This window comes from Undibacterium sp. CCC3.4, assembly GCF_034347425.1.
Lineage (GTDB): Bacteria > Pseudomonadota > Gammaproteobacteria > Burkholderiales > Burkholderiaceae_D > Undibacterium.
In genome coordinates, this window is record NZ_CP133779.1 from 82,623 (window position 1) to 103,874 (window position 21,252).

Genomic DNA, 21,252 nt, shown 5'->3' on the forward strand with positions numbered 1-21,252 from the left:
AGGTATACGGTGTTTCAGGTGTAAAAAAGATAGACACGCATCGCCGATAAGGCAATCACCAAGGCAATTACGCCACTTGCAGTGGCGGCATAATCTCAATCTAACCAGTTGTACAAACTCAGCCAACGGCTGAGCTCATTCGCATTCGCCAAATTTAATTTATCAAAGATGTTGGAACGATGAGTCTCTACCGTGCGCGGCCCGGCCGGAGGCAGCAATTGTCGGGCGATGTCTTTATTGCTGTACCCAAGGCAAACCAGACGTGCGACTTCGCGTTCGCGCACAGTCAGCTCGCTCCAGCGCTGCAAGGCATGCGCGCGCGCGTGGGCTTCGCTGATCGCACTCGGCAGTTTTTCTAACAACTGCTCAACATCGGGTTTGACTATCCAATCGTAGGCACCTAAACGAACGGCTTCCAGCGCGGTTGGAATATCGCCATGTCCCGACAAAAACAAGGCCACGAGTGGGCTATGGCGCAGCTTTAATTCTGCCAATACCGATAAGCCACTGATCCCCGCCATGCGCAGATCAAGCACCACACAACCAGGCTTGCGGTGATCAACCGTGGCCAAGAAAGACTCGCCGGTATCAAAGCTCTGAACCGGCAAGCCCTGAGAAAAAAGTAACATATGCAACGAACGACGCAGCGCCTCATCGTCGTCCACCACATACAGCATCAAGGGTGTCTCATTCATTGGCTGATCGGTAAAGTAAATAAAAAAACGGCACCGCCCTCGTCCTTGTTTTCCACAAAAATACGGCCGCCATGCGCTTCAATAACGGTTCGGCAAATATTCAAGCCCAAGCCTAAGCCATCGGGCTTCGTGGTGAAAAACGAGGTAAATACTTGCTCGACTAAATGCGCAGCAATCCCCGGCCCAAGGTCAGCGACACGCACCTGTATCGTGCGCCCGACCTGCTTTGCCGAAACAGTCAAACGATGTTGGGTCAACGGCAAAGCTTCCATCGCCTGCATGGCATTCTGGCATAAGTTAATCAGCACTTGTTGCAATAATACTTTGTCGCCGCGGGTAGCTGGCAGCGCAATCTCGATCTCCGTTGTCACAAGCGTCTGGGTTTGCTGAATCTCATGTTGTAGCATCGCTAATGCATCGCTGATGACGGCGTGTATAGACACAATTTCATACGCACCACGCTGCGGGTTGATCAATGCCCGCACACGCTTGACAATGTCGCTGGCCCGTTTCGACTGCGCGACAATTTCCTGCAGCGCCGAGCCCAGCATTGGTGGCACGCTGTCGTGCGCCATCGCTCGAGCAGCCAAGGCGAAGTTAGAAATCGCCATTAAGGGCTGATTGAGTTCATGCGCCAGCGTCGACGCCATCTCACCAAGACTCGCCAGACGGGCACTGCGTTGCAGTTTTCGTTCCTGCTCATGATGGCCATCTTTAATGCGCTTTTGTACCGTGATATCGACGATGGAACTCATCCAGCCTTGCCGAACACCATTGGAATCAATTAAGGCTGCGGTGTACACCATAATGTACCTGTCTTCGCCGGCACGATTCCGAATTCTCGACTCGAAACCATGGGGCGCAGAGTGGCCATTCAAGAGTTGTTCATTATTGCGCCAATGTTTTTCCAGCTCGTCCGGATGCCAATACGGATAAGGCGGCTGGCAATTTAACAAAGCATCGCGGTCGCTGCCGACCATGTCACAAAAGGCATTATTGACATAAATGATTTTTCCCGAATGATCACGGGCAATCATCCCGACTAACAGCGAATCCTCCATCGATTTACGAAACGCATGGGCTTCTTGCAGGTCGTGCGTACGCTCGAGTACCCGCTGTTCCAATTCTCTTCTGGCTTGCTGCTGCTCGATTAAGCGGCGTTGATGCAGGTGCCAATACAATATGCCCAGCAATACCACAATGCTCAGCAAGCTGGCAATGAGGATGGCTGCCAGCTTGGCCTGCCTGACATCCTCCAAATCACTGGTAACGATCAAGGTCCAGCCTAGTTCCGGCAGATAGGTTTCGGAGGCGAGGTAGGAACGGCGCTGGCCGTTAACTCTGGCGCGCAATACAAACTCTGGTGTGTGAGCATTCTTCTCTATTTGCCATGGCAAGACCGCATCGTGTCGGGCGCTGCCATATTGACTATGCAGTTGTAACCAGCGCAGATCCGTCTGGCCCAGTGGGCTTCTGCTTTGATATAGCCAGGCCGGCACAGAACTGAGAAAAACGATCCCTCGGCTATCCTGCAACACCAAGGGTTCGACACTTTTTGTCCAAACCCGTTCCAAGGCATCGAGACTCAGCTTCGCTACCATAATTCCAATGACCTTCGAGCCGGAGCGCACTGGCTTGGCAATAAACAAGCCGGATGCCCCCGTGGTCAACCCCAGCCCGTAAAACAGACCGGTGCGACCGGACAGCGCATCTTCAAAATACGGACGCTGCTGATACGACTGCCCAACAAAACTCTCACGCGTATTCCAGTTACTCGCCGCCAACGTAACCCCTGACACACTGATCACATAGAGTGCAGCAACACCAGCTTCCGCTTTCAGGGCAGAAAAGTATTGATTGACCTGCGCGGTTAAGGCCGGATCAGTCGGCTCATGCAAAAGCTGAATGACATCCGGATGTTGTGCAGCAGCAAACGGAAGGTAGTCGTATTTTTCAACGATGCCGCGCAAGCCTAAAACCTGCGCTTTAGCCGATTGCTCAATCGATACTGTCTTGCTGGCGATCTCGCGTGCCTCCATCCATTGTCCGGCCAATACAATGAGCAGCACATTGGCCAGCGCAAACAAGCACCACCGGTAATGACGACGCCAAGAAAGGAGAAAATGAAAGCGCATGCTGGAATGATGATACGTGCGAGTTGCAAAAGGACAGGTGCAGCGATCATAGCGGCTGTTGCATTGAAAGTGCTTACTTATTTACTCCCTCCGTAAAACTACGGAGGCCTGAGGGGTGCATCATGCGGATACGTCAGAGCACAATTTTGTGAATACTAGGATGGTAGAAAAAAATAAAATACCTATCACGGCAACGGAGACATCAATGAACGCGACCCACATCGACGCAGCGCCTGCCCAAGCGCAGACGCCCCATCCAGATCAACCGGCTATGCCACGGCCGGGTAACACCGACAAAGAAGCGATCAGCATGAGCCGGCTACGCGCTATCTTGGTGGGCTCGGCCGGCAATTTAGTCGAATGGTTTGATTTTTACTGCTACGCAGCGTTTTCTTTATACTTTGCCAATTCGTTTTTCCCGGCACAAGACGCCACCGCGCAGATGATGTCGACGGCCGGCATTTTTGCTTTAGGCTTTTTCATTCGCCCTGTTGGCGGTGTCCTGTTCGGCTATGTCGGTGACCGCTTTGGCCGGCGCAGTGCCTTGATGGCTTCGGTACTGCTGATGTGCTTTGGTTCTTTACTGATCGCTTGCGCCCCCACCTATGCCATGGTGGGGGTCTGGTCACCACTGCTGCTATTAGCTGCGCGTATGATTCAGGGCTTAAGTCTTGGGGGCGAATACGGTGTCAGTGCCACGTATTTGTCTGAAATGGCAGATTCCAAGCATCGCGGATTCTATGCCAGCTTCCAATATGTGACCTTGATTGGTGGACAATTATTAGCCCTGTTATTACTTCTGGTTCTGCAACATTATTTTTTAAGTACCGAACAATTGCGTGCCTGGGGATGGCGGATTCCATTTGTAGTGGGAGCGGGCTTGGCCTTATTAGCCTTGAGAATGCGCCATGATTTACCAGAAACGCCATCGTTTGAAGCGGCACGCAATAGAAACAAAAAAATGGGCGGCCTGCGTCAATTAGCGCAATACCCACGCGAAGTATTACTCGTGATTGGTCTCACTATGGGCGGCACCCTGGCCTTCTATGTGTACACAACTTACATGCAAAAGTTCTTACGCCTGTCGGTCGGTCTGTCGGATGCCCAGACCACTGCGGTCTCGGCTGCCTCCTTAATTTTTGCTATGTGCTTGCAACCGCTCTATGGTGCCTTATCGGATCGGATCGGACGACGCCCTTTGCTACTCGGTTTTGCGCTACTGGGTACGCTGCTGACAGTACCACTGCTGAGCGCGATTCGTCATGCGCAAGGACCGTGGGAAGCGTTCTTTCTCATTGCCTGTGCCTGGATGATCGTCTCTGGCTACACCTCGATTAATGCGCTGGTCAAAGCCGAGATGTTTCCAGTAGAAATACGCACCACCGGGGTCGGCGTCCCGTATGCCTTCGCGGTGTCGATCTTTGGTGGCACGGCAGAATACGTCGCGCTCTGGTTCAAAAAAGTAGAACTCGAAAGCGGTTTTTATTGGTATGTGACGGCAGTGATTTCTTGTACTTTATTGGTCTGCTGGTTCATGCGTGATACGGCTAACACTTCGCAGATTAATTTGGATCACGTCGGCCCTGCCAGTCGTTGATAGTCTATCTCACAAAACTACCAGGGCCTTGGTAAAGCCTTGGTCATTGCTAAGGCGATGTGACTGGCCTAGCTAGCGTCGTTTGCCTTCCCTTCCTACTCAACAATAAGGTAAGCACCGCCGATACAGCTAAGGTCCCTGCAACCACATACAATCCTGCGGAGTACCCACCGGTCACTCGCTCGCAATCAGCCAGGCAAGCGTAACTCAGCAAGCAAGCCACCACCTTCACGATTGCTTAGATGTAGCGAGCCGCCCAATGCCAGGCTCAATTGCTGTGCAATTGCCAGACCTAAGCCGCTGCCACCGGTATCACGGTTGCGAGAATTTTCTACCCGGTAATAGGGTTGCAATACTGCGGCAAGCTCTGCTGCCGGAATGCCCGGGCCGCGATCCAAGACCGCGATAGCAATGTGATCTGCTGCCAAATTTTGCACCACGATCTCTACCTCGCTGCCAAACTTTAAAGCATTATCTAAAAGATTACTGAGTATCCGCTTCAAGGCATGCGGTGCGCTGCGCAGCGGTCGACCCAATTGCGCAGTCAAAGCGATGCTGTGGCCAGCATCTTGATAATCGTTGACCAAACTGCGCAGCAATGCGTCGAGATCAAGGCTGTAAGTTTTTTCCTTGGGCTGTTGTCCGAGTTGATGGGCGCGCGCATACGCGACGCCCTGCTCCACCAAACTCTGCATAGCGAGCAGATCGCGCAAGAGTTTATCTTTATGCCCTTCCTCATCTGACATTTCTACCCGCAGGCGCATACGCGTGATCGGTGTTTGTAAATCATGCGTGACCGCGGCTAAAATTTGTATCCGCTCGCTCAAATACGTACTGATACGCTGCTGCATAGCATTAAAAGCAATGCCAGCTTTAGCCACTTCCAGTGGGCCATCGGTAGGGAATAAATCCGTGCTACGGTCGGGCGATACACGATCGGCTGCCGCGGCCAGTTGCGCCAATGGGCGGGTCGCCAGGCGTACTGCCAGCCAACTGAAAGCGATTAATATCAATAATTGTGCTACCAGAATCAGCGGCAGCCAGCTTGAATAAGTCAAGCCGCTCGAGACCATGTCGATACTCACTGGCGTACCGTCATACAAGTTCAGATGGAGGTTCATGTGTTTGCGTGCTTGCGCATCCAGATAGAAACCAGGTATCACCGTATAGCCACTCCCCAGGGCAGCACGCACGGACTGCATCACCTCGATTGCCAAGGTGGTATCGGCTGATTTCTCCGCTACATGTGCTGATGCGGGTTCGCCTGCGCGTAAAAAATAGCGGTAATTGTTACGATCCAGTCGCGGCAGCCACACGGCTCTTTCTTCTGCCGGTAAGCGTTCCAGCATGGCGATAGAGCCGGCCACATCATGCCCGAGATAATAAGACATGGTAGCCTTGCTGGCCTGATCGCGTTCGTACACGATCATGCCAAACGACAGTATATGCGCCACGCATAAGCCAAATAATAAGATCAGACTGATTCGGCCAAACAAGGAGCGCGGCCACAGATATCGGGTGATGTGCCTGATGCCGGTCAGCATGCTGTATCACCAGTGCTGGCGGCGCTGACGGTGCAGGCAAACACATAGCCTTCGCTGCGCATGGTCTTGATGTAACGCGGCTCACGCGCATCGTCTTGCAAATGCACACGCAAGCGGCTGATCAATAAATCGATGGAGCGCTCAAACATATCGGCATCCCGACCTTGCGTTAAATTGAGTAACTGATCGCGACTCAATACCCGATGCGGATGTTCCAGCAAGACTTGCAGCAAGCGGTATTCGGCACCGCTCAAGCTGACCAGCGTGCCGTCTTTATCAAGGAGATGGCGCGCCTGTGTATCGAGCCGCCAATCGCCAAAGACCAGTAAGGGCGGCGCGGCGCTGGCACGCAAATTCGGCGGCAGCATGCGCGTGCGCCGCAGTACCGCACGCACGCGCGCCAACAGCTCACGTGAGGCAAAAGGTTTGCTGAGATAATCATCGGCACCCATTTCCAGCCCGACTATCCTATCGGTTTCCTCCGCCAAGGCAGTCAACATCAAGATCGGGATATGCCGGTGCTCACTGGCGCGCAGCGCACGACAGAGGCTAAGACCATCTTCTTGCGGCAGCATCAGGTCGAGTACGATCAAGTCTATGCCGCCCAGCATCAAGGCCTGGCGCATTTGTTTGCCGTTGGCCGCCGTGCTCACCTTATACGCATTTTTTTGCAGGTAAATACACAGCAGCTCGCGAATATCGGCATCGTCATCGACGATAAGTAAGTGATCCAGTGCTTCCATAGCTTGCTTTATATCCGATTTAACATGCCAAAGACGGCGTATTTGTATCCCCATGTATCTGCCCGCTGCCCAGATACATGGGCTTGCAAATCTGCCCTTACCAAACACATGGCAGATACACGCGCGGTTTGTAATAGCGCCACCCCGCCACCTTTTGCATCATTGAGCTTGGTGCGGAACTTCGATCCCCCTCTCATTGTATGGAGTTTGTCATGTCTGGAAAAAATTTGTTAACAGCAATGCTGTTCTGCGCCTCGTTCTCAGTCATCGGTAGCGCACTGGCGGCCGCACCGGCGGTGGAAGGCAAGAGCCGCGCTCAGGTAGTAGAAGAATTGAAACAGGCGCAAGCCGATGGCACGTATCTTTGCAACGACAGCGATCGCGAGCTGGAATGCAAGTTCCGCGCGGCCAAGCAACAGCTAGCCTTGCAAAACGCACCGCAACTCGGCCACTGGCTAAGCCAGAGCGGCCAATTGGAAATTGAGCTTGCCACCTGCGGCCAGAATTTATGCGGCACCGTCGTCAAGGTACATGAAAACAACAATACCGCCACCTCGGCCCTAGGCTTACAGGTCTTAAGTGGCCTGAGCCAAGTCTCTTCGCAAGAGTGGAAAGGCCACATCTTTAATCGCGCCAACGGTGAAACCTATCATTGCCTGATCAGCCTGGCAAGCGCCACCGAGCTGCGCATTCTCGCCTACAAAGATAGTCCGGCGAATGGCAGGGAACAAATATGGACGCGTATCGAGTGATCCTAGGCTCGGTTCAGTCTCTGAAAACAGGCTTGCAAGCCGGCATTGCCCTCTAATAATGCGATGGCATCGGGTAGCGTAATTATTCCGTACTTCAGCAAAAGCTGCAGTCTTGCAAGTTGCTCGGCTTGTCGTAGGCAAGCGGCCAACTCTGACTGTTGATTCGGATCATCGTCTTTATCCTGCATGGTACGTAAGACTAGCGCTGGAAGTTCCCATTGTTTTCCGACTTGAATAGACAACCGCGACGCTTGTTTAAAAAAAGCCATCTGAAATTCCGCTGAAACCGGAAAGTGATCCGTGACACCGGTCAGATCGACCAGACGGAAAGCGACGATCAAGCCAATGTTATGGAGTAAACCGGACAGAAAAGTAGCAAACTGATCGAGTCCTCTTTGTTGCGCCAATAGTTGACAAGCCAGCGCAGTTTTTTCTGAATGCTCCCATATCAGTGGTGCTAGTTTTTTCGTTAACTTTCCTGTCTGCGTTTGCATCATTGGTCGAAAGGCGGTACGGGCAATTAACATACGCAGACCATTGATACCGAGTATCTGTATTGCATTATCGAGACTATTGACTCGGCTGCTCAGGTCGTAATACGAAGCATTTATTTCTTGTAACAGTGCGGCGACAAGCACTGCGTCTTTGGCAATCACCTTTGCAAGGCTGCTTGAAGAGGCCTTGCTATCGCGCAGGTTTTTCAACACCTCAAATAGAACAGTGGGTACGCGTGGCAGTAATTCGGATGCGCCCAATTCTGATTGCTGCAATTTATTGAGCGCCAGCAGGATCGTTTTTTCTACGTAAGGGCTGCTCTCCCCAACTTGCGAGTCCAGTAGCCAGCGCAGGTATTGCTGATCAAATTCTGAACTGGTGTGCCAGATTTCCTTGGCACTGCCAACTATTGAAAGACTGGTTAAAGCTGAATTTGTTACTACTGTGACATCTATGACGGATGCCGTGGGTGCTTGCGCTGGCGTTTTCTTTGTAAACAGCTGTTGAAAAAAATTGATCACTGCAAACCCCAGTTATAATTTTCCGAGCAATGGCAAACGATGGAAATCCTGCCCGTCCTTCAAAGGCTGTTACAAAAGCTTGACGGACCTCTTTTTACACATTAAACATAGCACGCCTTGTCATTCGCACCTGAGCGAGAAATTTGCACCATATAAAGGCAAACCCAATAACAATGCCACTGAGTGATGAGGAGGATGTTACGCTATACGCAACATAAAGCCTAGGGAAGCGCGAATTGAATGACAATCTTGTGCTGCTTAATTATTTCGCGAAATGAGCCACTTGTCTTAGCAGTATCTACGAGATCAACTCGAATCGGCAATGGGGATTCATCAAAGGCTTCTTGAAGTGCCGCAAACCGATCCAGCGCAAGAGGAACCTCAGTGATCAGCGCAAGATCAAGATCTGAGTAGGCTTTAGCGGTCCGTTTCGCACGTGAACCAAAAGCCCAAACTTCCAGTTCAGGCACATGCAATCGCAGTATGCGAACGACCTCAGCCAGATCATGTGGATGCAGATCGATTTGTGACATGATTCACATCCTTTGCGCAATCAATGATTCAGTGTAAAACCTCAACCACCCCTCGCCAATGTGAAAAAAATGTTTCTCACTCAGTGTTTTGAATGATGCAGCGCCCTTTTCTCAGTTGGCCACAATAATATGACCATGCAGTCTAATCGTTTTTTTGGGCAAGTCAATGCAGTTGAGAGCGTGTGCACACTTACCATTGATAAGCACAGGCAGCTTGAAATTTGTCAGGCCGGAACAGCGACACAAGAGACCGCTTCCATAGACCGATTATTTCGATGGCAGCGCAATGATTTCAACCCAGTTCGGGTTTTTGCCCATGTCGACATGTGCTAAGGGTTTCAATACGCCGGTTTTTTGATTGATAGCGTAACTGCTCAGGCCATTCGATTTTTGACCGACCGCCAGCAAATATTTTCCCAGCGGATCGATATTGAAACCACGCGGCTGCGTTTCTGTCGCGTAGTTGCCAATGGCGGTGAGTGCCCCGCTCTTCGCATCGACTCGATATGCCGCCAGAGTGCTGCTGCTGCGTTCGGACGCGTACAAAAAACGTCCGTCCGGCGTCAGATGAATATCCGCGGTTGCCGGCGCTGCCGCTGCGGTGAGATTTGGTCCTGTCGGTGTCACAAACGTACCCGCTCCTGACATGCTGACACCGAGCGTTGAAGCCGGCGGTACCGCCGAGTCAGTCGACTGCAAAGTCAGCACCCCCTGCTCTGCATTGTAAGCATAGGTATTCACCGTTCCGTCGAGCTCATTGGTCGAGTACACAAAGCGCTTGCTCGGATGGAATACAAAATGGCGCGGACCGGCACCGGGTTTGGTGGCAACGGCTGCCGGTGTATTCGGTGTGATCGCGCCGCTCACATCATCAAACTTGTATTGCAAGATCACATCGCTGCCCAGATTGGAGGCGAACAGATAGGCGTTGCTCGGGTCGGTCGCGATGGCGTGCGCATTCTTGCCGGTGTTGGTAACGCTGACCGGCGGTGTCATGACTTCGCCATCGGGGCTGATACGGTTGACTGAAATTTTATGGCCAGCGTAAGACGCAGCAAACAAATAGCGGCCGCTTTTATCTGTCGCCAGATTGGCCATATTGTCCGCCAAAGCTACGACTGAGACACGGCTGAGTTTGCCGTTTTCTGCGTTGATCGCATACGTCACCACGGAATACGGCTGGGAACGCAGTGAGGCATACAAGTGGCGGTGATCCGGGCTGATCGCCAGCGGCATGACCGTTGCACCGGTATCGACTTTTTCAAGCAGCGTCAAATCGCCATTTTTTTCATTCAGCGACAAGACATAAATATCTTTACTGTCGGCATTCGATACATACACAACGGATGCGGCGCTTGCGCTGGCGGCGACAGCGCCCAGTAAGGCTAACAGGATGATGGGTTGTAACCGCGGTTTATTCGAATGCATGTTGTCTCCTCGTGTTTGACTGTTTGTATATCGCCACCCAGGCACAGGCAGCGACGACTCCGCTCTGAAACCAAATCGCTTGGCAGGATCGATGTGGGACGCGTCCGATAAAACCTGGCGTCGGTCGTATTTTGTTGAAAACCATGAAATATCTATGTTACCAGTTATCCTACAACATATTATGAAAAATAATTATTTAACCCTAGGCCTGAACAGATCAGTCGATTTAAGCACTTTCCTATGGTGAGCAAGCCAGACCACGGCCAGATTTTTAGTTTTTTTATGTGAATTTATTCGTATATCTGCAACAAAAATCCGCATTCCCACTCAACATCACCAAAGGACATCAGACAACACCTCATGCCCTTGCCGCCGGCAAAAACCCTGGAGAAGCGCAGATTTAATCGCAGTGGAATTGGCCGTTGCCAATAATGATGCACTGCAATGCTGTCAACCGCAAGAGTTTGCCCATGCTGGGCGCACATGAAAAAAGCCCCGACAATTTCTCGTAAGGGCTTGATTCAAGTACTGAAATTCTGCTCGACCTGCCGTGCGTCGAACACGGAGCGAAGGGACTTGAGTCGGAAGTATTATGATCCGCCAAGAAGCCTCAAGCTTGGCTCAAACACTTGCTTGAGGACATAACGCGGCCTACTTCCACTCACTTGAGTTACAGTAAATTGGACCGAAATACGTTGATCTATCAGGGCCTTTAAGCTGGCTGGTTCGCTAATCTCCAAGCCAATTTTACCGACGATGAGCTCGCCGTCAAAACCGGTGAATTCAAACGTCCGTCTGCTCAAAATCAGGCCGCTCATTGCACCCTCAAGCGTTTTTTCCATCGTTGTAATGTCGTGGCTCAAGCGGTTCGCAGTACGTTTTACAACTTCATTATTTTGAAATAAAAATGTATTCTTCTCAAAAGAAAGTGCGCAAGTTGCTTCATTCTCAACAAGCGTCATGACAAAATCACGCACTTTTCCTAAAGCGCGCTTATCGAGGTCATCAATATTGTCTGCGAGAGCTTCATCATCATGGTTCACACATGCTTCGAACAGCGTTATCGTCCGCGCAAGAGCTAATTCAACGTTTGTTCGATCTTCAAATAGGAGTTTAGAAGGCGCACTTGCCTCCAGCTCAAATCCGAACGACCCTATCGCCGTGCCGGTTATGAGCAATTGGTTCTCATTACGATCCCTGATTGGACCTGTTGCTTTAAGTGGGGCATCGAACGACGCAGCGATCGCTGCTACCGCATCAACAAACATACTGGTCGCCTTAGTGCCAAAATCAGCACGAATGCCGTGAGTACCGACCACCGGCCTTCCTCTGAAGCTGAGAATCGCCTTCGCACGCTCGCGTGACTCGACTTCTGGCAACGTCGGCAGGCGCGCCTTAGCCTGCTCCAATCGAGCAAGTATGCTTCGGCGATCAATCACATCTTCTGCTGGAATCTCGTCTAGAAGTTCCTGAAGTGTTTCGATCTCCGATGACATTGATTGAAATACTTCAATCCTCATCTACCATCTCCGTATTTTTTTTCGCTAATAAGTCTAGGGAAGCGCGGATTTAATCGCTGTGGAATTGTCCGTTGCCAATGAGGATGCAATGCAAGGCGTCTTTTGCTGTCAATAGCGAGCTATTGACAGCAAAAGGCAACGCAGCAGTGCGCCTCAGTGGCGGCGGACAAACCGCTTGGATTAAATCTGCGCTTCCCTAGCAGGCTTAGTACGCTCGCGTCATCCTTACCATTGAGCTCGAGCTGCAAAAAACCTTTCCATGTCTGGTCTCGCCGATGAGATAACAAGCTATACCAAAATATCAGCTGTTTAATCAAAGGCCGCTGCTTCGCGTCCAAACTAGACATAGATCCATCAACGGGAAAAATTGCTTTCAATTTAGCCTTTTCCTCATCATTGATCGGGAAAAGAAAAGTTTATGGGACGCTTAAAATTTGACTATGCACTGCACCACATTGAGGAGTAACGCGTCATCAAGGTGCCACATGCCCACTTAGGTGCAATTGACTATGACATATGCTGAATCCAACAGCAGCACCCCAGCTGCGCTGACGTGATTCAACGAAAACCGGCACAAATCTGCCCACAAATTCTTTGGCACACTCCTTGCTGAATAAAACTGTATTCAGCTCTTTCGCCGATTCTTTCAACTCTTTCCGGGCATCCTTATGAAACTGCTTCAACTCAACAAGCGCCGTGTGATTTCAGCACTCGCAATCAGCTGCTTATTCGCAAGCACTGCGGTCCACGCACAAACCGCGCTGGACGATATTCTCAAATCTAAGGTGTTGAAAGTGGCAGTACAGACTGATTCCGCACCGTACGGTTTTGTCGGTACCGATCTCAAGCCGATCGGGCTCGACATCGATATGGCAAACTATCTGGCTAAAAAACTGGGGGTGGCCGTTGAATTAGTGCCGGTGGTGAGCGCCAGTCGGATTCCTGCCTTACAGACGAAAAAAGCCGATTTGGTCATTGCTACCTTGGGTAAAAATCCAGAGCGCGCTAAGGTCATTGATTTTACCTCGGCGTATTCACCTTTTTTTCAGGCGGTGTTTGGTCCTAAGAGTGCGAGTATCAAGAGTTTTTCTGACCTGACTGGAAAGAAAGTCGGTGTCACGCGCGGGGCGATGGAGGATCAGGAACTGTCAAAACTGGCCCCCGTCGGCACGGATATCAAACGCTTTGAAGACAATAACGGAACGGTGGCTGCTTTCGCTGCTGGTCAGGTACAGTTCGTCGCATTAGGCGCCTCGGTGGCCGCCAGCATGATGACGAAGAATCCGCAGTTGGCCGCGGAGTACAAGCTGTTAATTAAAGAGAGTCCGAATTTCATCGGCGTCGCCAAAGGCGAAGACAAGCTGAAAAATAAAATAAATGAAGTTCTCGACGAAGCCAAGAAGAGCGGTGAACTCGATGCCTTATCGAAAAAGTGGCTGGGACGCCCGGCTGGTGACTTACCTCTCTGATACCGATTCAAGGCCTCCAAAAGGGTAGAGCAGCAATGAATGTACAACTTGATTTTGCAGCAGTGCTCGCTGAATGGCCACTCTTGCTGACCGGTGTGGCGTGGACGCTGGGGCTCACCATGGCGTCGGTTGGTATAGGGATGCTCTTAGGCATAGGCGGCGCGTGGGTACGAGCACGCGGTTTTGGTGCGGACAGGGCCGCTGCCTGGCTGCAGACCATCGTGACGGCTTATGTAGAACTGATTCGCAACACGCCCTTCATCGTGCAATTGTTTTTTATCTTCTTCGGCCTGCCGGCGGCCGGCTTCAAACTGTCCGCAGAGATGGCGTCGCTCATTGCCATGGTGGTAAACCTCGGTGCGTATTCCACTGAAATTATCCGGGCCGGCTTGGAAGCGACACCGAAGGGGCAGATCGAAGCAGCACAAAGTCTGGCGCTGTCGAGGCGGCAAATTTTCATATGGGTAGCCTTACCACCAGCGCTGCAAAAAATGTGGCCGAGCTTGGTGAGTCAGATCATTATCGTCATGCTCGGTTCTTCCGTCTGTGGCCAGATTTCTACCGAGGAACTGAGTTATGCCGCAGACTTAATTCAAAGCCGTAACTTCCGCTCTTTTGAGGCGTTTATTGTGATTGGTGCGCTGTATTTGCTGTTGTCAGTCATGATGCGCTATGCACTCAATTGGCTCGGTGCTACTTTTTTATTTGGCAGGAGATAGGCCATGATGGAATTTTCATTCTGGGATATTGTGCGCAACCTCCTGATGGCGATGCGCTGGACCATTGCTTTGTCGATGATCGCCTTTCTTGGCGGCGGAGTAGTTGGTTTGCTGTTGGTATTACTACGCCAAAGCAAATCGGCGCTCACGAACCTCTTGGTGACGACATATGTACAGATTTTCCAAGGCATTCCATTGCTGGTGCAATTATTTCTCGCCTACTATGGATTAGGCTTGTTCGGTATTAACGCCTCGCCTTGGGTCGCTGCGAGTATGGGGCTGACACTCTATACCAGTGCCTTTTTGTGTGAAATATGGCGTGGATGTATCGCTTCTATCCCTAAGGGGCAATGGGAAGCTTCTGCCAGTTTAGCGTTAAGCTTCTATGAACAGATGCGTTACATTATTTTTCCTCAGGCGATGAAGATTGCCGTGGCGCCGACGGTCGGTTTTCTGGTGCAAGTGATCAAAGGAACGGCACTGGCTTCCGTGATCGGGTTCATGGAGCTGACCAAAGTCGGCAAGACAATCGCCAATGCAACATTTAACCCATTTCTTGTTTTTAGTTGTGTAGCACTGATATATTTTTTATTGTGCTATCCCGTCAGCTTGTATGCCAAGCACCTTGAAAGGAAGATGCATGTCCATCGTTGAAATTGTCGGTCTACGCAAATCCTTTGGCACGAACGAAGTCCTCAAGGGCATCGATTTGCAGGTTAACAAAGGCGAGGTCATCGCGATCATCGGTAAAAGCGGCTCGGGAAAAAGTACGCTGCTACGCTGTATCAATGGCCTCGAAGCATTCCAGAGCGGCACCCTGCATGTGGACGGCAAGCCCTTGATACACGATAGTGTGGCCGCGATGCGTGAATTGCGCCAACATGTAGGCATGGTCTTTCAGAGCTTCAATTTATTCCCACATTTGAGTGTAGGAAAAAATATCATGCTCGCGCCCGGCTTAGTCAAACACAAACATGCTGCCGCCAATGAAGCGCACGCGCGTAAGCTGTTAGATCGCGTCGGGCTGAGTGAAAAATTCAACGCTTACAGTGATCAACTGTCAGGTGGGCAGCAGCAACGTGTTGCTATTGCCCGCGCACTGGCGATGGAACCGGCCGTGTTATTGTGCGATGAAATCACCAGTGCGCTCGATCCTGAATTGGTGGGCGAAGTATTGCGGGTCGTTGAAAGTCTGGCCGATGAGGCGATGACGCTGATCATGGTGACGCATGAAATGAATTTTGCCCGCAAAGTGGCAGACCGCGTGGTGTTCATGCATCAGGGTTTGGTGCATTAGATTGGCGAACCCGCAGAATTATTTGCCAATCCAAAGACGCCGGAATTAAAACAATTTCTTGGTGCCTTACGTGCCTAGGGAAGATGGGTGATAGGACCAATACTTGACGGCGACACAGTCCGTCAATCTGGCGGCCAGTGGTTCATCTCAATTCAGACACAAGGCGAGGTGGCGCAGCCCTTACCCACCGCCACCACTCCCCTCTCTGATGTCATCTTCATCAGCGCTCCGATGGCATTCCACGCAATGATCAAATTGACGGATACCTTCTTCGATGTGCTTGCGGCGAATGTTAGACGGTGTGTGCTCATGACAACCATAGCAACTATATCGACTGTAATCATTGTTGACATGACAGCTTGAACAACCGGCGTTATGGTCGCGATCAAGCACAAAATATTTATCATGATCGAAACTCGCCGGTGTCCATTTATCCGGAGTGTGGCAACTAGTGCAGTTAGCGGTAATTTTTTGATGCAAGGCATTTTTGGGCGACTTATGACAGGTCTGACATTGATCGAGCGTCGCTTTTTTAAGCAGTGCATGATTGAAATTACCTTGCAGATGGTAGCGTTTTACGCCCGCGTGATCGCTATGGCAATCGACGCAATTCACGTCTTTCAGCTCCTGATGAAATGCGGTGCTGCTGGTCGGTTTAGCGATGGGCAGGCCTTTGCTATTGAGGCGACCAATCTCGGCAGGCTTGTGGCAACTAATGCAGCGTGCAGCGCTGGCACCTCGTAATGGCGCATGACAGGCAAAACAATCCCCTTCAAGTTGCTGATGCCCAGGAATTAATTTACCTGGCGCCACGATCAGTTGGGGATAAACGAAGGCGAATATGGCCACCGCGATTAAATTGCAAAGCAAGATGATTTTTAAGCTGCGGCTCATACCCATCCCCAAAATAAGAAGATGCTCATGATGTGAGCCAATGAAAGCACCAGAAATACGATGAAAATAGGAATGTGCACCTTGCGCCACTGCGCCATGGCACCAACGGTAAGCGCATCCCAGAAAACCGCTTGCTCTACTTCCGGTTTCGACATACCACGTAACTGAAATTGCTGGCGTTCGCCCTGTACGTGTCGCCGTGCACGCAGCAGTAAAAATTTGCCTATCATGCCACTGACGACATTAATCGACATAGCAACGGTGGCAAGCCATGGCAAGATCGCATTAAAATGTATGCCCGCATGCAGCAATATCATCGCCGAGCCTAGCCATGCGGAGAACTCATGTAGCTTGAGCAGGTATCCGGGATTTCCGGACAGCATATATTTGCGTTTTCGCATTGAATAGGCGAATGAAACGATAATTAATAAGGTTCCCAAAATTCCCAGATAACGCCCGACCCAAACCAGGTTCAGTCTGTGTAACACATAGTCGCCGGCTAAAGTGATCACTGCCAGCACACCTGTCAACAGGCTAAATGGCAGCACTTGTTCACGCATCAGTGACATTTTCATTTACAACTCCAAACTCACACTGGTCTTTGGACGACAAACACAGAGCAGGCAAGTACCCACCTCGGGGTCATAATCCGGTGACTGAAGATAGGCCACCTCACCAGCGAGTATGGTGGTTTGGCAGCTGCCGCAACTACCGGTGCGGCAGCCAGAATTGACAGCTATGCCGTTTTCCTCGGCAAAATCGAGCAGCGTGGCGCTACCGGCCTGCCACGGCACCTGTTTATCAGCGAGCGCAAAGCTCACCACGATACCAGTATCGCTTTGCTCTGCAGCTAATGCTGCGGTGTTATTTCTAGGGATGGAGGCTGGGCCGAAGCTCTCGAAATGAATGCGGTTCTGCGGCACTCCCCACTCTTTCAGTGCCGGCACCAAACTCTCTAGCATAGGGGTTGGTCCGCAAATATAGTAGTGAAAAGGTTTGAGCGGTAATTGCCTGCGCAATAAAGTCACGTCTATGCGTCCACGATACTGACATCCCAGATCCGCCGCATCAGCAATCGCCTCGGTGTCGCTGAAACAAAAACGTAAATGAAACTGAGGATAGTCAGCCGCCAAGTGTTCCAGGTGCGCGCGCATGACCAGTTCATTCTGTTGGCGAACACCATAAAACAGCCACACTTCACGCCCCGGTTGTTGCGGCAACGTACAATTGAGCATACTCATCATCGGAGTAATGCCTATACCGCCAGCGATGAGAACCACTGGTGCCATACTACGATCAATATAAAAATGTCCGGCGGGTGCCCTTACTTGTAAGCGTCTGCCGACTTCTACCTGATCATGGAAATAGCTGGCGCCCCGGCCCTCTGGCACCTGACAATGAGCAGGAGGCAGCGCACGTTTGACCGAGATACGGTAGCCGTCAGCAGCGGGCGCATCGGATAAGGAATAGCAACGAATAATTCTTTCGCTAACGCCATTCGCATCGCCGGCGCTAGCCAGCAGATCAATCTGAAAAGTAAGAAATTGTCCGGGATAGAAAGGTGGCAACGCTAGCCCGTCCTCCGGAACCAGAAAGAATGAACAAATCAAGCCAAGCTCATCTTCCGTCGTTTTACTGCTGACCCGGAAGGTACGCAGACCATTCCATGCAAGACTTTTTTTCTGTTCGCTCACCAAACCGGCATCGTACGCTATCGGAAGATCCGATTCATTTGCCTGTCTGCGCAATACCTGAAAAATGCGCCAATGCTGCCAGAAGTTATAACTGAGATAGATCGTTAATTGCAATACGATAGCCAGCGTAATGAGCAACAGCAAAGTCAGAGATGTCATATCGCTTCTTTTTCCATTCAACTGCACACACACTGCATGTGGATTGCTGTTTCATCAAAAATCTGACTGGGGTTTGAAACCCCGGCCTTGAGAGGCTGTCGCAAAAGCCTGATGGACGCTTTTTTACACCTGAAACACCGCATACCTCGTCATTCCCGCATGCCACAGCCTCGTCATTCCCGCATGCTTTTGGCGGGAACCCAGTGTCGTTTTTAACACTGAAAACACCATCATTTCTGGCATTTTCAGTTAACCACAAACGTCGCTGGATTCCTGCCAAAAGCGCGCAGGAACGACGTGACGGCCGGCTGGGGTAATGCATTAAGTTGTTCGAACAAAAGCCAAGGAATCTCGCTCACTACGACATCCCACAACTGCCAACGTGGAGCTAGTCTATACCTGTACACATAGCGAAACTTGACCTAGATCACAAAACACGGTGATCATCTCCGCCGTGTGCTTAGCCTGACAGTGCACCACGCTGGCAGCGAAAACCATGAGCTACAGCGCATCTGGCAGCGTCACGTATAAGCTTCCAGCCCCTGGCGTAAGGTCGTACGCTCTGCTTCCGTACGGTCAATGTTCAAACCAGAGTCCATTTCAGATTCAATGTGGCTGGCCCATTGCTGCGCCTGCTTTTGCGTCTCAAAGGTGCGGCAGCTTGGTTTATAGCCTTTACGACGAACTTTTGCCGGCCAGTATGCGCCTGGCTGTTTGATGTATGTCGTTTCAAGTTCTCTGAAAATTAAAAGATTACTTGGTCTGGATTTATTCATTCCGGCAGAATTCCGGCACAGGCCAGTTTTTGAACGATTTTGAGGACGCGTCTAGTGTGTATTTTTGATGAATTCGAGTAGGTCAGTGATTTCTGGCGGGCTGGGTCAATTTCGCGCTGACGCGAACATCAGTGCAGATAGTAAAAAATCACTGCCCACCAGCGCCTCCGGCAGTCAAAATATCAAAAACCACATTGAGGAACTTGCTCCCTTTCACAGGATCAGACAAGAGCTGCATCATCTGATTCTGATGCGCTGCGCCACTGTCCATTATAGCGTCGTACCCAGCCTTAGAAAAATCGCCCAGCATCGCTTGTTCCCGACTATTACTCAGTAACTGGCGCATCACCAGTTCGTTCTCGCGTACCTTGTCGCTGATGGTATAGGCGTAATTGACCAGGTCTTTCTCGGTCAGTTGATCGGTGATAAACAGCTCGTTAAGGCGAGACACGATCTGCGATAAAAATTCGACTTTCTTGTCTTTGGCCTTGGCCGTACCTAATGCGTCGCCCGGTTCCAGCTTGTATTCATCTGACTCTTGCATGATCAAGTGTTGCTGGCGGATTTTGGATACGCGGTAGTGGCTGAGCACGATGCTGCTCAGATCGACCTCGTCTTCATCCATAATGGTTTCGCGCAGCATGGGACGCGGAGTTTTTCAAGCTAGTTGTCGCCTAAAAGTAAATTTTTATGCCGCCAGTTTCAGTTCTTGATATACGTCCTCATGATTTAATGCTTCCTTGTTAGTTTTGTCTGGATTTAAGTCAACAACGTTGGCGCGGTCCCAGTTACGAGTAGCACCGCTCCAGCGATTCGAGTTCCTTGCTTTTGCCGCCGCATACAATTGCTCACGTCGAATCAATAATTCCACATCCAGACCGGCATGGCGTTCAGCTGGCGTTACAAACTGAATGGCACTGTGCCGGTGTTCTTCGTTATACCAATGCATGAATGTAGTAACCCAATTCCTGGCTGCCAGGAGATCCTTAAATGGGCGACGTGGATATACTGGGCAGTACTTCAATGTTTTAAAAAAGCTTTCGGCGAACGGGTTGTCATTACTCACGGCAGGACGACTGAATGACGGCATGACGCCCAGCACCTGCAGCATGGCCAGCATCGTGGAGCCCTTCATCGGACTGCCGTTATCCGAATGAAGAACGACCTGATTTTGTGCGATTTTTTCTCGCACACAAATGTCCTTCATCACCTCGCTGGCCAGCGCGCTGCTTTCGGTTTCAAATACCTGCCAGCCGACCACTTTGCGACTAAATACATCGATGAACATATAGAGATAAAAATAGATGCCTCTGATCTCTGTCGGCAAATAGGTGATGTCCCAACAGTACAATTGGTTGGGCCCGGTTGCCTTTAAAGCACGTGGTTTGTTGCGGGGTTGCCTTGGCTTTTCTTCGCCACGGTGCACAAGCATATTTTTATGCCTTGAGTAAGCGATAGAACGTTGACTCCGATGCGACATAGATTCCATCATCAGCCAATCGCGGAACGATCTGGCTTGGCGGCAGATGGCCGTATTCCGGCGAGTTGGCAATGGCCAGAACCTGTTGTCGTTCCTCTGAACTAAGCTGATTCTGAGGTACCTGCACACGCCCTGTTCGCCGGTCTGCTTGCTCAGTCACCTGATCAATTTTCCAGCGCTGCAGCGTACGCTCGCTTAAATCAATTACGTCGCAGGCACGTTCCTGACGTGCGCCTGAAACCACCGCTTCAGCTACCAGTGTCAATACGTTATTGCGCTCCGGGATTGGGGTCATTACTCCTCGTCCTCCCAAAGCGCACGGAACTTTTTTGCAGAACCAGCAGTGCTGCCGCCTCCGCCAGAGCTTTGTCTTTCCGGGCCAGCTCACGCTTGAGTTTGACGTTTTCATCTTTCAGCGATTTAACTTCACCAGCTTTGGGTGCGGCCTCTTTACCGCTGGCGCAAAAAGCAGATTTCCAACTGGTTAAATTATGCGGGAATAAACCACGTTCACGGCACCATGCCTGAAGCTGCTCTCCCGCTAACGCATGGCTCTCATGCAGTGCCTGCAGTTGTTCTTCTACCGTCCAGTCGCTCGGTCGTTTTTCTTTTTCTGACGCCGGACTGCCCGCCAGTGCTGACTTCTTTTTCATCCAATATCTCAACGTGTGGTGATTCAAATTTAAATCAGTGGCCACTGACATGATTGTTCGGTCGCCACGGGAATAGGCCTTCTGTAATGCCTGCTCAATAAATGCAGCGGAATAGGTTGCCATTGTTGCCTCGCTCAATAAGTTAAAA

Annotated in this window: 18 protein-coding genes and 2 pseudogenes; 6 read left to right on the top strand and 14 right to left on the bottom strand. The window is 50.9% G+C overall.

Features of this window, described 5'->3' with window-relative positions:
- Positions 1 to 95: 95 nt before the first annotated feature.
- Together RHM61_RS00440 and RHM61_RS00445 are read right to left on the bottom strand one after the other, a co-directional pair.
- Complete coding sequence (locus RHM61_RS00440; RefSeq protein ID WP_322249183.1) at positions 96 to 695, bottom strand: response regulator transcription factor; 600 nt, start codon at positions 693 to 695, stop codon at positions 96 to 98.
- A complete protein-coding gene (locus tag RHM61_RS00445; RefSeq protein ID WP_322249184.1) occupies positions 692 to 2,830 on the bottom strand; it encodes an ATP-binding protein in 2,139 nt (712 codons plus the stop codon). The genes RHM61_RS00440 and RHM61_RS00445 overlap by 4 nt, the downstream gene beginning before the upstream one ends.
- A gap of 271 nt (positions 2,831 to 3,101) precedes the next feature.
- Here RHM61_RS00445 and RHM61_RS00450 point away from each other — a divergent pair, with 271 nt between their 5' ends.
- Positions 3,102 to 4,427, top strand: coding sequence for an MFS transporter (locus RHM61_RS00450; RefSeq protein WP_322251149.1), 1,326 nt, complete (start codon positions 3,102 to 3,104; stop codon positions 4,425 to 4,427).
- A 188-nt stretch (positions 4,428 to 4,615) separates the two neighbouring features.
- Here the strand turns inward: RHM61_RS00450 and RHM61_RS00455 are convergent, their stop codons facing one another.
- Together RHM61_RS00455 and RHM61_RS00460 are read right to left on the bottom strand one after the other, a co-directional pair.
- Positions 4,616 to 5,971 (bottom strand): ATP-binding protein, encoded by a 1,356-nt coding sequence (locus RHM61_RS00455; protein WP_322249185.1) that lies wholly within the window; start codon positions 5,969 to 5,971, stop codon positions 4,616 to 4,618.
- Positions 5,965 to 6,714, bottom strand: a complete 750-nt coding sequence (locus RHM61_RS00460; RefSeq protein WP_322249186.1) for a response regulator — start codon at positions 6,712 to 6,714, stop codon at positions 5,965 to 5,967. The genes RHM61_RS00455 and RHM61_RS00460 overlap by 7 nt, the downstream gene beginning before the upstream one ends.
- A 212-nt stretch (positions 6,715 to 6,926) precedes the next feature.
- Between RHM61_RS00460 and RHM61_RS00465 the strand changes: the two genes are divergently transcribed.
- The gene (locus RHM61_RS00465) at positions 6,927 to 7,466 is read left to right on the top strand and encodes a DUF2147 domain-containing protein (protein ID WP_322249187.1); all 540 of its coding nucleotides are present in this window, start codon (positions 6,927 to 6,929) and stop codon (positions 7,464 to 7,466) included.
- Between the two features lie 2 nt (positions 7,467 to 7,468).
- On the opposite strand, the gene RHM61_RS00470 is transcribed toward RHM61_RS00465, so the two are convergent.
- From RHM61_RS00470 to RHM61_RS00485, 4 genes are all read right to left on the bottom strand, one after another.
- Positions 7,469 to 8,482 carry an HDOD domain-containing protein gene (locus RHM61_RS00470; protein WP_322249188.1) on the bottom strand — a complete coding sequence of 338 codons (1,014 nt, stop codon included), beginning with the start codon at positions 8,480 to 8,482 and terminating at the stop codon, positions 7,469 to 7,471.
- Between the two features lie 221 nt (positions 8,483 to 8,703).
- Positions 8,704 to 9,015: a nucleotidyltransferase domain-containing protein gene (locus tag RHM61_RS00475; protein ID WP_322249189.1), complete on the bottom strand. Its 312-nt coding sequence runs from the start codon at positions 9,013 to 9,015 to the stop codon at positions 8,704 to 8,706.
- A 267-nt stretch (positions 9,016 to 9,282) separates the two neighbouring features.
- Positions 9,283 to 10,443, bottom strand: coding sequence for a lactonase family protein (locus RHM61_RS00480; protein WP_322249190.1), 1,161 nt, complete (start codon positions 10,441 to 10,443; stop codon positions 9,283 to 9,285).
- A 590-nt stretch (positions 10,444 to 11,033) separates the two neighbouring features.
- Positions 11,034 to 11,963 (bottom strand): hypothetical protein, encoded by a 930-nt coding sequence (locus RHM61_RS00485; RefSeq protein WP_322249191.1) that lies wholly within the window; start codon positions 11,961 to 11,963, stop codon positions 11,034 to 11,036.
- Positions 11,964 to 12,631: 668 nt separating this feature from the next.
- On the opposite strand from RHM61_RS00485, the gene RHM61_RS00490 reads away from it, so the two are divergent.
- From RHM61_RS00490 to RHM61_RS00505, 4 genes and pseudogenes are all read left to right on the top strand, one after another.
- On the top strand, positions 12,632 to 13,432 hold the full coding sequence (locus RHM61_RS00490) for a transporter substrate-binding domain-containing protein (protein ID WP_322249192.1): 801 nt from the start codon (positions 12,632 to 12,634) through the stop codon (positions 13,430 to 13,432).
- 35 nt (positions 13,433 to 13,467) lie between these two features.
- Positions 13,468 to 14,151 carry an amino acid ABC transporter permease gene (locus RHM61_RS00495; protein WP_322249193.1) on the top strand — a complete coding sequence of 228 codons (684 nt, stop codon included), beginning with the start codon at positions 13,468 to 13,470 and terminating at the stop codon, positions 14,149 to 14,151.
- 3 nt (positions 14,152 to 14,154) lie between these two features.
- Positions 14,155 to 14,805, top strand: coding sequence for an amino acid ABC transporter permease (locus RHM61_RS00500; RefSeq protein WP_322249194.1), 651 nt, complete (start codon positions 14,155 to 14,157; stop codon positions 14,803 to 14,805).
- Positions 14,792 to 15,526 (top strand): annotated as a pseudogene (locus RHM61_RS00505) (amino acid ABC transporter ATP-binding protein). The gene RHM61_RS00500 and the pseudogene RHM61_RS00505 overlap by 14 nt, the downstream one beginning before the upstream one ends.
- Before the next feature lie 102 nt (positions 15,527 to 15,628).
- On the opposite strand, the gene RHM61_RS00510 reads toward RHM61_RS00505, so the two are convergent.
- The 6 genes and pseudogenes from RHM61_RS00510 to RHM61_RS00535 all read right to left on the bottom strand — a co-directional run bounded on the left by RHM61_RS00510 (position 15,629) and on the right by RHM61_RS00535 (position 21,227).
- A complete protein-coding gene (locus RHM61_RS00510) occupies positions 15,629 to 16,342 on the bottom strand; it encodes a cytochrome c3 family protein (RefSeq protein ID WP_322249195.1) in 714 nt (237 codons plus the stop codon).
- The gene (locus tag RHM61_RS00515) at positions 16,339 to 16,902 is read right to left on the bottom strand and encodes a hypothetical protein (protein WP_322249196.1); all 564 of its coding nucleotides are present in this window, start codon (positions 16,900 to 16,902) and stop codon (positions 16,339 to 16,341) included. Before RHM61_RS00515 ends, RHM61_RS00510 begins: the two co-directional genes overlap by 4 nt.
- A gap of 15 nt (positions 16,903 to 16,917) precedes the next feature.
- Entirely contained in the window at positions 16,918 to 18,195 is a 1,278-nt protein-coding gene (locus RHM61_RS00520; protein ID WP_322249197.1) for a 2Fe-2S iron-sulfur cluster-binding protein, read from the bottom strand.
- 521 nt (positions 18,196 to 18,716) lie between these two features.
- On the bottom strand, positions 18,717 to 18,971 hold the full coding sequence (locus RHM61_RS00525; RefSeq protein WP_322249198.1) for a hypothetical protein: 255 nt from the start codon (positions 18,969 to 18,971) through the stop codon (positions 18,717 to 18,719).
- Positions 18,972 to 19,119: 148 nt separating this feature from the next.
- Positions 19,120 to 19,614 (bottom strand): hypothetical protein, encoded by a 495-nt coding sequence (locus tag RHM61_RS00530; RefSeq protein WP_322249199.1) that lies wholly within the window; start codon positions 19,612 to 19,614, stop codon positions 19,120 to 19,122.
- 45 nt (positions 19,615 to 19,659) lie between these two features.
- Positions 19,660 to 21,227: pseudogene (locus tag RHM61_RS00535) on the bottom strand (IS3 family transposase).
- Positions 21,228 to 21,252: the final 25 nt, after the last annotated feature.